The sequence below is a fragment of the Microcystis sp. LE18-22.4A genome, assembly GCF_027531105.1.
Lineage (GTDB): Bacteria > Cyanobacteriota > Cyanobacteriia > Cyanobacteriales > Microcystaceae > Microcystis > Microcystis aeruginosa.
This window is the reverse complement of the sequence record NZ_JAPZRB010000220.1, coordinates 1-13702: the sequence shown is the minus strand read 5'-3', so window position 1 is coordinate 13702 and position 13702 is coordinate 1. Positions and strand designations below refer to the sequence as shown.

Here is a 13702-nt window from a genome sequence, read left to right as displayed (position 1 = left end):
GAAATTAGTAAAAGCTGTTTGTAGGTGTCTTAACCCTTGTTGTAAAGGTACACAGCTTACTTCATTGAGAAAGTCTAATTCTTCTTGCTTTTTCCAATCGGTCAACATTGAAGAAGTTTGAGCGTAGCCTACTCTTTCTTGCTTTTCGTACCATGCTTGTGTTCGTTCGTGGAGAGCTTTATTGTCAACCAATCTTACACATCCCAAAGTGCGCCGCAATAGCGACTCTTGTGTTGGTGTGGGGTAAAATCGAAACGAATAGGCTTTTTCCATATCCCGCATTCTAGCATATATCGTGTAAATGTGCTAATATTTGACGGTAAAGCCGTCGTAGAACGACGGGGTTTCAGACCCAAAATTTTCGATGATCATAAGTATCTAAGCACAATTAATTACACATCTAAGCCACTACTCCGTCAGACTTCTGCTGTGATCAGTAAACAGTGAACTGAAAACTCAAATCCGATCCCTAATAGCTGTATCCCGTCTCCCGTCTCCCGTCTCCTGTCTCCTGTCTCGGAGTCTCGACTAGGAAATTAATTTTGCACGACTACTTTCGCTGCGGCCAATTGATCTCTGTCTTCCTACTATCTTTTAATTAATCGGAAAGAGACTAGGAGAGGGTCGAAATCCCCGATAGGCGTTAATTGTAGCCAAAAAATCGATTGTAAAGCCTTTTATTGATTTCGTATAGTACCCAAATAATTAAAAAACAGATAGAGATGAATATCAAAGGTTTTTGATTCAGTAAATTCTGCAAACTCCAGAATAGTTGCTGCGGTTGAGTGACTAGATGCCAACTATTCAGCCGGAGAAAACGCCCTAGATAAATACCGATCGCACTTAAAAAATGGAGAGTTATTTCTAGGGGTAAAACTGCTGAATTTAGCTGACTTTGCTGACAATAACTTTTTAAATTAAGTAAGGAGAGAACGTATAGCTGAAAGCCAATAAAAATAAAGATACTATACTGGGGAATTAAAACTAAAAAAAATAAACTTTTGGCGTAATCCTGCTGAAGATAGGCGATTAAATGAATGCTATCGGTGAGAATATAGGGAGCATTGGGTAAAAAAAGCAGGAAAACTAAGAGAATTAACCACCAGAGTAGGGAACGATCGAGGGCGATCCGAAATAGCCAAAAGCTAAGGATAAAGGGGATAAAGGCCAGAAAAGAATTCCAGACAATCCTCCCGGTGCTAAGGTTAAATAATTGCCAAGCATTGTGCCACCAATCCCTAGTTAAAATTATCGTTAAATCTGCCCAAATCATCCCTTAAATACCAGTCTCCTCTAGGGTTGATAAATATCCTAACCAATGTTTTAAAGATTCCGGTAAAGGGATTCTTTGTCTATTAGTGGGAGCGATGCACACATGGCGAGTTTTCGCTTTTGCGACCATGATTTCAGCCAAATAAATTTTATACTGCAATTGAAACTCGTTTTCGCTCAGGGATCGGGCAGTGAAATCAATTTGTATGCGATCACCACAAAAAAGGGGACGAAAAAACTGGATTTCCGCTTGAGTAATCGGTAGGGCAACCGGAGAATCTTTGAAAAAATCCTTGATATTGATGCCAAATTGTGCTAAAGAAAACTCGTAGGCTTCATGACAGATCGAGAGAAGATGGGCAAAGTAAACCACACCGGCCGCATCGGTATCGGCCAGATAAATTAGGCGCTCGTAGGGCATAAAAAGCTTATTGTCTTTCCAGAAAGGTTAAACTATCTTGTAGTTGTCTTAACTCGTCCCGATGGGCTTTGACAGTTAATTCCGTTTGCTGAGATTTGCTTTCTACTTTAAAAGCCACTTCCTCTAAACGGCCGACTTTTTGCCAATAGAAAACACCCGCGAGGGGAGATAAACCCACAAGAGCAAAAATATAGGGATTAGTATCGGGAAATAACACCGATAACACCAGTGAGAAGCAAAATAAACCCAAGGCCGCCAAAATTGTCAAAAATATCGCTAGAAAGGGGCTAGGCGGCACAAAACCCTGTAATCTGACAATATTCTGTTCGGGTTCGATCGCCTTGACTTGATAGGAACGTCGGTCAAAATAATCTCGCAGTTGTTCTAATAGTTGGTCGTCACTGGTACTGGTAAGATAGACACGCTGTTCGATACGCTCTTTGACGGAACCGCGAATAAAAAAGAATAATCCCACCATGAGCAGGAGAGTCAGAAAAAAAGTTGAGGAAAGAACGGGGGTATCCATGGCAGCGGTTAGGAGCGAAAAAACTTACAATTAATCCTAATTATCCTAACCTATCTTCTCCCCCGATCAGAAGATAGACCCTAGGAGCAAAACCTCGATCGAGAATCAGAAAAATTTAACCCCAAGGCAGATTCATGGGCAACAATCTATTAACAGGATTAATCGAACCCTTACAGTATAGTTTCATGCAGAGATCCCTAATTGAAGCTATCATCGTCGGGATCATTTGTGCGGTGGTGGGAACCTACCTGATGGTACAACGTTTGGCCCTCTTGGGCGATGCCATCAGTCACTCGGTCTTACCCGGATTAGCGATCGCTTTTATTGGTAATTTTAATCTGCTACTGGGTGCTTTACTAGCCTCAATGGTCAGTACTCTACTGATTAACTTGATCCGTAATCGTTCCCCAATCAAAGAAGATGCGGCCATGGGGATCGTTTTCTCGGCTTTTTTTGCCCTTGGCATCACCCTGATCACTCTCATCCAAAAAAACAACAAAATTGACCTTAATCACTTTCTCTTCGGCAATATTCTCGGTGTTACTGCTGCCGACATTCGCGATACCCTAATTATTGCCGTTATCGTTTTATTAACCGTTTTGCTCCTGTATAAAGAACTATTATTCTACACTTTCGACAAAATCGGGGCGCAAGCGGCGGGTTTACCGGTAAATTTATTAGATTTAGGCTTAATGCTCCTGATCGGTCTGACAATAGTTGCTAGTCTCCAAGCGGTGGGAGTAATCCTCGTTTTGTCCCTTTTGATTACCCCCGCGGCCACTGCTTATCTTTTAGTTACCCGTCTCCATCAAGTCATGGGTTTAGGTGTGGGTGTGGGTATTATTTCTAGTATCAGTGGGATGTATTTAAGTTATTACTGGAATTTACCCTCTGGACCGGCGATCGTGCTTGTCGCTTTTACCCTATTTATGTTGGCCTTTTTATTCAGTCCCCGTCAGGGAATTTTCACCCATCCCTCTAGTCTAGGTGGTCAACTTTCTATCTGGGGAGAGATGAAAAATTTGTTGAGACGACGTTAGTTTGCAGCAGAAGGTGGGGTTTTTGGCAAGTGATCAAAAACAGCCGACAGCTAAAAAACTGATAACGGCTATCAGTAGTCGTGCAGAATTAATTTCCTAGTCGAGACTCCGAGACAGTAGAGGATGCCCTATCAGGTTATACTTCATCTTTAGGAGAAACGCCTTAAGTATGGCACGATTTTTGAAAAATGGTATAAGAAGTATAAATGTCAATCGATCGACTTAAATCTTAAACTAAATAATCAAGCCCGAATCGCCCGGTATTGGAGGAACAAAACAACTCGTGAGTATAACTGATTTAATCCAAAAAGGCGGAGTGGCCATGTGGCCGCTGCTTTTTCTGTCTATTTTAGCTCTTAGCACTATTATCGAACGAATTTGGTTTTGGAGTCGTACTCTCCTCAGTGAGGGCCAGATTTTAAATCGCATTATGGAATCCGCCATCCGTAACTGGGATTTGGCGGCAAAAGTCGCCGGAGATTCCCGCAATCACCCCATTGGTAGCTATCTCTACGCACCCCTGCGCTTAGAAAATCCAGATCCAGAGGTTTTTCACTTTGCCCTCGAATCGGCTGCCGATGAACAATTATCCCTAATGAAACGGGGCGATAAAATCCTTGAGGCAGTCATTGCCCTTTCTCCCCTGTTAGGATTATTAGGGACGGTACTCGGTTTAATTACCTCTTTGGCCAATATTCAATTAAGTGACCTGGGAACTTCCTCGACGGCGGGAGTAACTTTAGGTATTAGTGAAGCTTTAATTTCCACCGCTACCGGCTTAATTGTCGCTATTTTTAGCCTCGCTTTCTATCGTGTTTTTCAGGGACTCTGGTTCAATCAAGCCCGAATTTTTCGCAAGGCCGGCAGTGATTTAGAAATTATCTACCGCCAACGCTGGTTACACCAAGAAGACCAACAATACGCCCTCAGTGCTAACCTAGAAAAACCTCTCGATCGCTAAATCTCTCCCTTATCAAGCATGGCCGAAACTAAATCTCTTAACCACAAAAAGCCAAAAAGTAGCCATATCACAGCCCGTCCGCTCAAATTATGGCATGATCAACACCGCATTCAAGAGGATGTGCAGGTTAATATCATTCCCTTGATCGATGTAATTTTCTGTATTCTCACTTTCTTTATTCTCGGTGCAGTGGGATTATCTCGCCAACAGGCTATCAGTCTCGATTTACCGAAAGCTAGTACCGCCACCACCCCGATGCGGGAAATGTTGGTGGTTAGTCTCGATGATTTCGGACAACTCTACGTCGAAAAACAAATGGTGACTCGCGCCCAGTTGTTCGAGGCGATCAAGAATTATCATCAATATAGTCCCAATGGACTGATGGTACTGAATGCCTCCAGAAATGCCAGTTATAACGAAGTGGTTGGGGTTTTAGACCTACTGCGACAGGTAGGCGGTGATCGTGTGGCTTTAGCGACTCTATCGGGGGAGGCTAATAATCCCACCCTGGAAAATAGCAATCCTTTGCCCAATTTGCCGACTAATCCCACCTTGCCCAGTTTACCCAATCCTCTGGGCAGCAATTAACTAGGAATGGATGCGATAGCTGAGTAATTGTTCTTCGAGGGCGGCAATGCGATTGTAGGCCGCCGTCAATTGTGCCGTTAATCGGCGAATTTGGATTTCATCGGCAAAAGAATTATCGCCATTGACAGCTGGCGCTTGTTTGCCACCGTGATCCCGGAGAATATCTTTATGATCGTAGAGGCTATTATCGGATAACTCGGAAAAACCGACCATTTCCAGGGATTCTCGCCGGGAATGACTCGATTTATCCCCAGCTAGGATAGCAATTTGCTGGCTGAGGCTTTCGACAATATCCTGTAAACGCTCGACTTTCTGCTCAAGACTGATAATCTGTTGTTGTAGTCCATTCATGCAATTACCTAGGGATAAAGGAGGTTTCCCCTCTATGCTAGGCTCTGGAGGAAATGGGCTATAACAATTTCTGATTGATTTAACGATCCCTTTACTGCCCTTAACGAAAATATGGCACGGGAAGTCCCCACACGAGACCGAAGCAGGATGGGGATGTGCCGAGTGCCTCCTTTCCCCTTGATCAAAACCTATGCCACAATGTCAAGGACTTAAGCATATTTTGAGACTTTTTAGAATGAAATAGCCCTGGCATCGGTAATCGCACTCGACATAAAAATTAGCTCACCAATCTAGATAAAATTTCTCGATGAATTAAAGCTCGATCGATTAAAAAATGTTTGCGATCGCTGGTTAATCCCTCTCCATTGGCATAAAAATCAATCCAAGTGGTACTAATATCATTAACTGCCTCTGGTAACTGATCTAATTCCCAACCCGGCATCGGTACTTCGGCAATTAATCGCGACACTTTCGGATCATAACTAAGGGCAAAACAACGACAATCTTCTGCCGCGGCCATAATTAAACTATGAAAGCGCATTCCGATCACCATTTCTACCCCGCGAAATAAGCCTTTTAACTGTCTTGGATCCTCTAAACTAATGATTTGATGATTTTCCCTTAATTGACAGGCTACAGCTTCACAAAGGGGCAAATCCCGCGACTTTTGAAAAGGGACTAAGAGAATAAACGCCCCCGTACTGATTTGTAAATCAATTAAAGCTTGGGTTAATTTATCTAATTTTGCCGGGGTTAATAGGGGATGGGGACGTAAATTGACGGCGATTCTTGGGGCGGGTAAATCCGATAATCCCTTGACTGATTGAGCGTCTAAAGCCCATACTGGATCGGGGGCAACAATGGGATGAATACCCCAATTGGCGACTAAATGAGCCGAAGTATCATCGCGCACACTAACTAAACTACATTTTTGTAAAACTTTTTTGGTTAACCAACGGGTAAAAGGTCTATTTAATGGTCCAATTCCCTGCCCCCAAGCAATAGTTTTTAAGCCCAATAATTGAGCAAGAGCCATTAAACCACCGTAATAAATTGGACTGGCAAAACTGGTGACATCCTGCATTAAACTGCCGCCACCCCAGATAAATATATCCGCTTTTTTCATAGTTTGAAAAACTTGCCACCAATCCCTACTAGGACAGGCTTCCACTCCATAACGTTGACTGGTTTCTCTGGGATTATTTGACAAAACAATAGGTTTAATTGCTGAGGGCAACATCTGCAATAGAGACACTAATAATGCCTCATCTCCTCCGTTTCCTCTCCCATAATATCCACAAATTACTGCACGCATATATCAGTTATCAGTTTTAGTCGTCCATTTGCCAGGGTTCGGTGATGTTTTTTTCATCGAGGATATTTTTGGCTCTTAAAATCAAGACCAATTGACCTAGGATTGTGACATCGGGGGGACTATCAAACCATTGTAAAGAGACGGAATTATCTCTCTCTACTAGATAATAATTGTTCACGTCCCATTCGGCCAAAACTCGATCGATCACTAATAACACTTCCTCGGACCTGGTGGCAATCGATCGAGGTAATTGATCGCTAGGCCATAAAATCGCTACAGGATCGATCGCTTTGAGAATTGCTTGCCAACCGGGGAGAGGCACGATTGTTTGTTTATCCCCCACCGTTACCAGTCGAAAAGGTTCCTCGACGCTCAAACTTTCTGTGTGTTTTATATCAGTTACCGTCACCGGAAATCTTCCCACTAAAGGAATAATTCTGGCTAATTCGTCCTCATCCTGTAAACGATGGACGGGTAGCAACGGTGCGCTACGGGAGGGAGTAACGGTAAAATCTTGTAGTAAAGACTCGATCGCCTGTCTGGCCGAGTCAGAATGGGCAAATTTCAACCCTTTGGCGATTAATTTCGCTCTTTCGGCTAAATCTCGCTTTTGTTTGCCCCGTTTCCAACACTGGTAAGCGATCGCATCTCCAGGATGACGGGTAAATTCACTGGGAATCTGGGATAAACGGGAAAAATCTTGGATAGCTTTGGCGATATCGTGTGCTTCAGCCACCTCAATCCTTTTTTCTGCCGCTAATTTCGCTGCCCCTAGTCTTTGTTCTTGGTTGAGAATCCGTAATTCGTATAGCACATCACTGCGCGGCCCGATGTAGTAACTTAATAAATCTTCAGCTGCCCCCGCTTTGATTAAACTCTCAAAAACTTGGGCAGCGACAATAATTAAATTTTGTTGGGCATTTTGAAAACCGGTTTGTTCAAAGATTAACTGGGAATCGTAGCCAGCTTTTTGCAGTTTTTGACATTTTTGCCCCCAATTCACCCAATTTCCTTCCTTATGAAGCAGCGAGCGCATTAATTCGGTCGCTTCCGTTTCGCTGATTCGATCATCTGTACTGCGAGGCTGTTCTGTCATAGACAACTTGATCAAGCTACAATAACTAAAATTTATCTAATCCCTCAAAAATCTTCAATAGCAATTAAGGTTAACAGGATAGACTAGATAGTAACAGGATAGCTGACAATCACCCCCTTCGTACCTGTTAGGGCAAGTTTATCTTCAATGTCTAGATTAAGAGTTAATGGAAGCATTCCCCCCTCGTCCACAACTAACCCCGGTCAAAGGACGATGAAAACCAAGCGTCACCCCAAAGATAGCGCCTTGGGTTTAGTCTCTACCCTCAGCTTTCCGGCGATCGTTGGGACGGCGGATATGATGCTAAAATCCGCAGAAGTTACCCTCGTGGGTTACGAAAAAATTGGCGGTGGTCACTGTACGGCGATCGTGCGTGGTAATATTGCCGATGTGCGGTTAGCAGTGGAAGAAGGGGCAAAAACCGCGGCACAGTTCGGACAATTGGTATCTAAATCGGTTATTCCCCGACCGATGCCCAATTTAGAGGTAATTTTCCCAATTGGTAGCCGTTTAGCCGAAATTGCCCAAAGTCAACGGGGTTTCAGCAAACTGAGCAATATGTCGATCGGTCTCTTGGAAACCAGGGGTTTTCCCGCTATGGTGGGGGCAGCCGATGCCATGTTAAAATCGGCCGATGTGCAGTTAGCTTCCTACGAAACAATTGGGGATGGTTTGTGTACGGCCATTATCCGGGGTTCCGTCGCTAATGTGGCCGTGGCCATTGATGCGGGAATGCGGGAAGCAGAGAAAATCGGTGAACTGCACGCGGTGATGATTATTCCCCGTTTATTGGAAGATTTAGAACATACTTTACCGGTGGCCAGCTACTGGTTAGAAACTCCCGAACCTTTACCGATGTTGTTACCCAATACTGTTCGGGAAAAACAACGGGAATTGGTCGCTTTACCTGAATTGGAAAAAACCAAAATACCGATTCGTCGCCAAGAAATACAGGAAAAAGTGTTAGAAGAAGTGATTCCCGTGGAAGTTATCACCGATGAGGACAGTTATTAATTTTTATTTTCAACTTTGCTCCTGTGCTGCTAAAAGTACAGGAGCAAAAGGTTGAATTAGGGTTTGCGGCAAAAAGTTTGTTGGTGGGTGTGGATTTCCAGGTAAAAAATCTTTACAGAAGCCCCCGACAATTAAACGAATCAAATAATGATAAATTTTTGTCAAGGGGTGCGGTCAGATCGAATAATCATCGGTAGAATGAGCCTATGTTGTCAGAAATTTAGTTAAACAAGGTTTTTGACAATATGCTAATCTGGCTAACAGGCTTTTGGGCGTGATATAGAGAAAAGTTCTAGCGATTGCGCCTAAATGAGGTGATATACCGAAAGTTGACCTATATCGTTACTGTAGAGAGTGTTATGCAGAAAGTTTTCGTATAATCTTTCGTTATAGATACATTGCCTGTAGCAGAAAGTGGCAGATTTAAGTAAAGAAAAGGCACAATATGACTAAAAAGAATCAATCAAAAAGATTAACGAATCAACATAAAGAGTCTAAAGGTGTGGTTGGTATATTTGGAGATGAAGCAAAATCACACGACATAACTGTTGGAAAAATTTCACTTTTTGTAATTGAACAGCTTGAAAAGGAGTTTCCTCAATTATCTTTTCAATACAAAAAGAGCATAAAAAAAGAAGAAATAAACGAAGCATTAAAGAAAATTGACCCTGAATTAGGACAAACACTTTTTGTATCAAATTCAAGTATTATACCCGATGGTGGAATAATAGAAGTAAAAGATGATAACGGTAATTGGAGAATCGTTTTAGTTTCGGAAGCTAAACATCAGGGGAAAGACATTGAAAACATCAAAGCAGGAAAACTTGTAGGAGCAAAAAATGATCAGGATTTGATGGCTGCTGGTAATGCGATAGAAAGATCCCATAAAAACATATCTGAAATCGCTAATTTGATGTTATCTGAATCTCATTTTCCCTATGTATTATTTCTGGAAGGCTCAAATTTTTTAACAGAAACTATTTCAATTAAAAGACCCGACGGAAGGTTTGTAACGCTTGAATACAATTCAGGAACGCTAAATAGATTAGATAGGTTAACTTCTGCAAATTATGGAATGCCCATTAATACCAATTTGTGTAAAAATAAGTTTGTCAAGCATAAAGATAAAACAATTATGCTTCAAGCAACTTCTATATACACACAAGGAAATGGCGAAAAATGGGATCTCAAAAAAATGTTTGATATTATGCTTGAAATTTCTAAAACCTCTCTTAAAGTATTAGGCAGTGAGATATTTAATCAGATAACCAAAAGTAAATAACTAAAACAAAGATTTATTAAATCAAAATAGGTTGAAAATGGCAAGAAATGCAACAAACGAATTATTACAAAAAGCTAAAAAATCAAAAAGTGATGAGTTTTATACACAGCTTTCAGATATAGAAAGCGAATTACAGCATTATAAAAGTCATTTTGAAAATCAAGTAGTTTATTGCAATTGCGATGACCCCCGAATTAGTAACTTTTTTAATTATTTTACCTCAAATTTCAAGGAATTAGGTCTTAAAAAAATAATAACATCTTGTTATAGAGAGCAAGTAAAAAATTTATTTAATACAGAAGAAGATGAAAAAGGTTTTTTCTTTGAATATACAGGTACAGAAGGCGAAAAAAACAAACCAAGTTCAACTGACCTAGTTTACTTTAATGGAGATGGTGATTTTCGTAGTTCGGAAAGCATTGAACTATTAAAGCAGTCCGATATTGTTGTTACCAATCCCCCATTTTCATTATTCAGAGAGTATGTAGCTCAATTGGTTAAATACGATAAAAAGTTTTTGATAATTGGAAATATTAATGCAATAACCTATAAAGAAATTTTCAAACTTATTAAAGAAAACAAGGCGTGGTTAGGAATAAATCTTGGTAGAGGTATTTCAGGTTTTATTGTACCTGAACACTATGAACTATATGGAACAGAAACTCGAATAGATAACTCTGGTAATAGAATAATATCACCGAACAATTGTTTATGGCTTACTAATTTAGATAATTTTAAGCGGCACGAAGATATAAAACTTACAAAAAGATATTTTGGCAACGAAGTTCAATATCCAAAGTATGACAATTATGATGGAATTAATATTAATAAAACACAAGATATACCAATAGACTATAAGGGATATATGGGGGTGCCAATAACATTTTTACATAAATTTAATCCCGAACAATTTGAAATAATTAAATTCAGAAAAGGGAATGATGATAAAGATTTATCAGTAAATGGGAAATGTCCGTATTTTAGAATACTAATCAAGAATAAACGAATACAAACTGAATATCTTGATTTAACTGACAAAGAAAGATAATGTATAACAAATCGTTGTACCTGACATTTTTCCGCTACGATCCAAAATATAGGTGAACTCGATCGTTATGCTCCAAAGCTAGTGCGATACCGAAGACACTGGGTAGCACCCATAGATGTCGTTAGGCCTTTAATCTACTTACAGATCAGAGGCAGGCATTGACAATTAATGTAGGATTAGTTAGTATGATGATCTAATCCTACCGGGCTGTCGTAAACAGTTTATGGCAATGAGTAAGAAAGTTAGCATAACCTTAGACGACGAAGTTTTGGAATTTGTAGATCGACTAGCAAGCAATCGTAGCAGCTTTATAAATGATGTTCTCTGGCAAGAGAAGAGAAGGGTTTTTATGAAAGAGCTAGAAGAAGCTTATAAAGATCAGGCCAATGATCCAGAGATGCAAGCAGAAATCTCTGTCTGGGATATTGTAGTGGGCGACGGTCTAAATGCCTAATGGAAGACTAACCTATAAGCGAGGAGAGATCTGGTGGATCGATCTGAAACCCGTTGTTGGTTATGAAACCGATAAAGAACGTCCTTGCCTGATTTTACAAAACGATATTGGCAATCAAAATGGAACAACGACAGTAGTTGCTCCATTGTTGCCCGGGAAAAGGACTTATCCTTTTGTTGTCAATATTACACCGACAGTGCAGAATGGACTAGACGGAGATCGACACATCAACTTAAGTCAAATGAGGGCTGTTTATTCTCAAAGAATTAAGAATAAACAGGGTGTTTTAGAAGACGTTTATTGGGAAGAAATAGAGAAAGCAGTATGTATTGAGCTCGGTTTCAGCAAATCGCTATCGCCGTAGGGTGCATTCCCTAATGTGGCTCCTACTGCTCCAGCGATCGATTTTGGGGAACGCACCATGCACATTGATTGAAACTGTGGGTTAAAGTGCGGTCGCCGATCTTAATAAGCTATATTAACAACAATACTTAAAGAGAAGGCTTAAAATGGTTAAATCAACTTTGTACACGACAGCAAAAGTCCTACCGGGAAATAGAATTGAAATTGAATCTCCAGATCTGACTGTAGGACAAACTGTTGAGGTAGTTATTTTGGTTGAAGAAGTTAGTTCTGATTCTTCTACCAGCGAATATATCTCTCCATCCTTAAAACAGCGTCTTGCTTTTCTGAAGTTACCAATGACTGAACGGAGGAATATTCTCAAAAGTCAAGCCGATATAATGCTCTCTCACTATCAACAAGATTCTGAATGGCAGCAGTTAATGGCAGGTGACATCATTGAGTATTAACCCTGAGCTGCCAAAACGTGGAGAAATTTGGTTAGTCAACTTCGATCCTACTGTTGGTGCAGAAATCAAAAAATTGCGTCCTGCCGTCGTCATCAGTTCCGATTCAGTAGGAAAGCTTCCTATCAAGCTTATTGCTCCTATTACAGACTGGAAAACATATTTTTCAGCAAATTTCTGGCACGTTAAAATTGAACCTAACAGTATCAATGGATTGAATAAAGCTTCTGCAATTGATACTCTTCAACTAAGGGGGGTGGATTTACAAAGGTTTATTCGTAAATTAGGAAGCGTTTCTGAAATTACAATACTGGAAATTGTAGCCGCCATTACTACTGTAATCGAATTTGAGGTCTAACAAATCATTGCACCCGACTAATAAAAAGCGACTGATGCTGGAAAATAGACCAAAATGGCGGGTGAATTCAGATGGTAGGGTGCGTTCCCTAATGCAAGTCCTACTGCTCCAGCGCTCGATTTTGGGGAACGCACCATGCACATTGATGGAAACTGTGGGTTAAAGTGCGATGCCGAAGGCACTGCGTAGCAGTACGCCGCTCTGGTGGGTTAGGTTGACGGCAGAACCCCAACTGTGATCTTTGACTTCATGCCAATTTGTGCGGACTGTATTCAGGTGTTACCTGCTGTGATAATTAGTAAGTGAGCCTGTTCGTTGAGTTGAGGAGTAAAATAGGGGAAGTCTTAATCTAAGATTTAGTTTGGGTTCCTTTCATCACCCCAACTGCTCCTTGGCCAGCTGATTGTTTGTACAATTAATTCCTATAAGTGGATTCTAAGGAGCTAAGGGAATGACCTGGACGGCAAACCAACAAGCGAAAATTATCCGTACAGAGCGTGGGCTAACGATTGCTGGCACACGCACTAGCCTCTATGATGTGATCGATCTCCTAAAAGCTGATTATCCTGCTAAACTGATTCGCGACACATTTAACCTCACGGACGCGCAAATTGACGCAGCTTTGTCCTACATTACGGCAAACCAAGCTCAGGTCGAGGTTGAATATCAAGAGGTTCTTCAAAATAGAGAAGAAATTCGTCAGTACTGGGAAGATCGTAACCGCGAACGCTTTGCTCGAATTGCAGCAATGCCACATAAACCAGGGCAAGAAGCGTTTTGGGCAAAGCTTGAGGAGCAGAGAGCGAGACGTGCCGCACAAAAACAATGACTTTCTTAGTTGACTACAACCTCGACGGTTATGCGCTGATTTTTCTTGGTATATTGGCAAAACGTGGTTGGCTTGAGTTCCAGTCTGTCCAATTTGTTACCTTTAGAGAGGCTGGATTGTCGATGGAAAGTAGCGATCGCCTAGTCTGGTGCTATGCTCAAGAACACGAGATGATGATTCTTACTGCTAACCGAAATTTGACATCCTCGCCGCCCTAAAAGTGCGGCGATTCCTAAACCTCACGATTTAAGTTTCTGCTTCCACCACCGTCGCATACCACAGTTAAAAAACCATGTACTGTCTTACACAGAGTCCACAGACTTTCGCCCCATTTCAGA

The 13702-nt window shown here is 41.3% G+C and carries 19 protein-coding genes; 12 read left to right on the top strand and 7 right to left on the bottom strand.

Annotation, left to right across the window (positions count from 1 at the left end):
- The 4 genes from O9295_RS09810 to O9295_RS09795 all read right to left on the bottom strand — a co-directional run.
- The coding region (locus O9295_RS09810; protein ID WP_288032830.1) for a helix-turn-helix domain-containing protein at positions 1–273 on the bottom strand (273 nt) is incomplete at its 3' end.
- Between the two features lie 370 nt (positions 274–643).
- Complete coding sequence (locus O9295_RS09805; RefSeq protein ID WP_288032829.1) at positions 644–1273, bottom strand: DUF1361 domain-containing protein; 630 nt, start codon at positions 1271–1273, stop codon at positions 644–646.
- Between the two features lie 3 nt (positions 1274–1276).
- Positions 1277–1693 (bottom strand): acyl-CoA thioesterase, encoded by a 417-nt coding sequence (locus O9295_RS09800; RefSeq protein ID WP_147070234.1) that lies wholly within the window; start codon positions 1691–1693, stop codon positions 1277–1279.
- Between the two features lie 7 nt (positions 1694–1700).
- On the bottom strand, positions 1701–2219 hold the full coding sequence (locus tag O9295_RS09795) for a cofactor assembly of complex C subunit B (protein WP_002734244.1): 519 nt from the start codon (positions 2217–2219) through the stop codon (positions 1701–1703).
- 134 nt (positions 2220–2353) lie between these two features.
- Here O9295_RS09795 and O9295_RS09790 point away from each other — a divergent pair, with 134 nt between their 5' ends.
- The 3 genes from O9295_RS09790 to O9295_RS09780 all read left to right on the top strand — a co-directional run bounded on the left by O9295_RS09790 (position 2354) and on the right by O9295_RS09780 (position 4808).
- Positions 2354–3259 (top strand): metal ABC transporter permease, encoded by a 906-nt coding sequence (locus O9295_RS09790; protein WP_061430563.1) that lies wholly within the window; start codon positions 2354–2356, stop codon positions 3257–3259.
- Between the two features lie 322 nt (positions 3260–3581).
- Positions 3582–4220 (top strand): MotA/TolQ/ExbB proton channel family protein, encoded by a 639-nt coding sequence (locus tag O9295_RS09785; RefSeq protein WP_002760669.1) that lies wholly within the window; start codon positions 3582–3584, stop codon positions 4218–4220.
- An 18-nt stretch (positions 4221–4238) separates the two neighbouring features.
- On the top strand, positions 4239–4808 hold the full coding sequence (locus O9295_RS09780) for an ExbD/TolR family protein (RefSeq protein ID WP_002760667.1): 570 nt from the start codon (positions 4239–4241) through the stop codon (positions 4806–4808).
- Here the strand turns inward: O9295_RS09780 and O9295_RS09775 are convergent, their stop codons facing one another.
- From O9295_RS09775 to O9295_RS09765, 3 genes are all read right to left on the bottom strand, one after another.
- Complete coding sequence (locus tag O9295_RS09775; protein WP_002760665.1) at positions 4809–5159, bottom strand: hypothetical protein; 351 nt, start codon at positions 5157–5159, stop codon at positions 4809–4811.
- A gap of 277 nt (positions 5160–5436) precedes the next feature.
- Positions 5437–6474, bottom strand: coding sequence for a polysaccharide pyruvyl transferase CsaB (gene csaB, locus O9295_RS09770; protein WP_288032828.1), 1038 nt, complete (start codon positions 6472–6474; stop codon positions 5437–5439).
- Positions 6475–6490: 16 nt separating this feature from the next.
- A complete protein-coding gene (locus tag O9295_RS09765) occupies positions 6491–7570 on the bottom strand; it encodes a RuBisCO accumulation factor 1 (protein ID WP_012264393.1) in 1080 nt (359 codons plus the stop codon).
- Positions 7571–7783: 213 nt separating this feature from the next.
- Here O9295_RS09765 and ccmO point away from each other — a divergent pair, with 213 nt between their 5' ends.
- From ccmO to O9295_RS09720, 9 genes are all read left to right on the top strand, one after another.
- On the top strand, positions 7784–8584 hold the full coding sequence (ccmO, locus tag O9295_RS09760) for a beta-carboxysome assembly protein CcmO (RefSeq protein ID WP_147070239.1): 801 nt from the start codon (positions 7784–7786) through the stop codon (positions 8582–8584).
- Positions 8585–9029: 445 nt separating this feature from the next.
- Positions 9030–9866: an EcoRI family type II restriction endonuclease gene (locus tag O9295_RS09755; RefSeq protein WP_288032826.1), complete on the top strand. Its 837-nt coding sequence runs from the start codon at positions 9030–9032 to the stop codon at positions 9864–9866.
- Positions 9867–9903: 37 nt separating this feature from the next.
- Positions 9904–10914: an adenine-specific methyltransferase EcoRI family protein gene (locus O9295_RS09750; RefSeq protein ID WP_288032825.1), complete on the top strand. Its 1011-nt coding sequence runs from the start codon at positions 9904–9906 to the stop codon at positions 10912–10914.
- Positions 10915–11137: 223 nt separating this feature from the next.
- The gene (gene mazE / locus O9295_RS09745; protein WP_498043076.1) at positions 11138–11368 is read left to right on the top strand and encodes a type II toxin-antitoxin system MazE family antitoxin; all 231 of its coding nucleotides are present in this window, start codon (positions 11138–11140) and stop codon (positions 11366–11368) included.
- Positions 11361–11732, top strand: a complete 372-nt coding sequence (locus O9295_RS09740) for a type II toxin-antitoxin system PemK/MazF family toxin (protein ID WP_288032824.1) — start codon at positions 11361–11363, stop codon at positions 11730–11732. The genes mazE and O9295_RS09740 overlap by 8 nt, the downstream gene beginning before the upstream one ends.
- A gap of 145 nt (positions 11733–11877) precedes the next feature.
- Positions 11878–12180 (top strand): hypothetical protein, encoded by a 303-nt coding sequence (locus O9295_RS09735; RefSeq protein ID WP_016517016.1) that lies wholly within the window; start codon positions 11878–11880, stop codon positions 12178–12180.
- Positions 12161–12535 carry a type II toxin-antitoxin system PemK/MazF family toxin gene (locus O9295_RS09730; RefSeq protein ID WP_288032823.1) on the top strand — a complete coding sequence of 125 codons (375 nt, stop codon included), beginning with the start codon at positions 12161–12163 and terminating at the stop codon, positions 12533–12535. Before O9295_RS09735 ends, O9295_RS09730 begins: the two co-directional genes overlap by 20 nt.
- 451 nt (positions 12536–12986) lie before the next feature.
- Positions 12987–13364 carry a DUF433 domain-containing protein gene (locus tag O9295_RS09725; protein WP_002762697.1) on the top strand — a complete coding sequence of 126 codons (378 nt, stop codon included), beginning with the start codon at positions 12987–12989 and terminating at the stop codon, positions 13362–13364.
- Positions 13361–13582, top strand: a complete 222-nt coding sequence (locus O9295_RS09720; RefSeq protein ID WP_261779487.1) for a DUF5615 family PIN-like protein — start codon at positions 13361–13363, stop codon at positions 13580–13582. Before O9295_RS09725 ends, O9295_RS09720 begins: the two co-directional genes overlap by 4 nt.
- The last annotated feature ends 120 nt before the right edge of the window (positions 13583–13702 follow it).

Coding starts and splice junctions, on each gene's coding strand:
- O9295_RS09805 (WP_288032829.1), bottom strand. CDS start 1,273: ATGATTTGGGCAGATTTAACGATAATTTTAACTAGGGATTGGTGGCAC.
- O9295_RS09800 (WP_147070234.1), bottom strand. CDS start 1,693: ATGCCCTACGAGCGCCTAATTTATCTGGCCGATACCGATGCGGCCGGT.
- O9295_RS09795 (WP_002734244.1), bottom strand. CDS start 2,219: ATGGATACCCCCGTTCTTTCCTCAACTTTTTTTCTGACTCTCCTGCTC.
- O9295_RS09790 (WP_061430563.1), top strand. CDS start 2,354: ATGGGCAACAATCTATTAACAGGATTAATCGAACCCTTACAGTATAGT.
- O9295_RS09785 (WP_002760669.1), top strand. CDS start 3,582: ATGTGGCCGCTGCTTTTTCTGTCTATTTTAGCTCTTAGCACTATTATC.
- O9295_RS09780 (WP_002760667.1), top strand. CDS start 4,239: ATGGCCGAAACTAAATCTCTTAACCACAAAAAGCCAAAAAGTAGCCAT.
- O9295_RS09775 (WP_002760665.1), bottom strand. CDS start 5,159: ATGAATGGACTACAACAACAGATTATCAGTCTTGAGCAGAAAGTCGAG.
- csaB (WP_288032828.1), bottom strand. CDS start 6,474: ATGCGTGCAGTAATTTGTGGATATTATGGGAGAGGAAACGGAGGAGAT.
- O9295_RS09765 (WP_012264393.1), bottom strand. CDS start 7,570: ATGACAGAACAGCCTCGCAGTACAGATGATCGAATCAGCGAAACGGAA.
- ccmO (WP_147070239.1), top strand. CDS start 7,784: ATGAAAACCAAGCGTCACCCCAAAGATAGCGCCTTGGGTTTAGTCTCT.
- O9295_RS09755 (WP_288032826.1), top strand. CDS start 9,030: ATGACTAAAAAGAATCAATCAAAAAGATTAACGAATCAACATAAAGAG.
- O9295_RS09750 (WP_288032825.1), top strand. CDS start 9,904: ATGGCAAGAAATGCAACAAACGAATTATTACAAAAAGCTAAAAAATCA.
- mazE (WP_498043076.1), top strand. CDS start 11,138: ATGGCAATGAGTAAGAAAGTTAGCATAACCTTAGACGACGAAGTTTTG.
- O9295_RS09740 (WP_288032824.1), top strand. CDS start 11,361: ATGCCTAATGGAAGACTAACCTATAAGCGAGGAGAGATCTGGTGGATC.
- O9295_RS09735 (WP_016517016.1), top strand. CDS start 11,878: ATGGTTAAATCAACTTTGTACACGACAGCAAAAGTCCTACCGGGAAAT.
- O9295_RS09725 (WP_002762697.1), top strand. CDS start 12,987: ATGACCTGGACGGCAAACCAACAAGCGAAAATTATCCGTACAGAGCGT.
- O9295_RS09720 (WP_261779487.1), top strand. CDS start 13,361: ATGACTTTCTTAGTTGACTACAACCTCGACGGTTATGCGCTGATTTTT.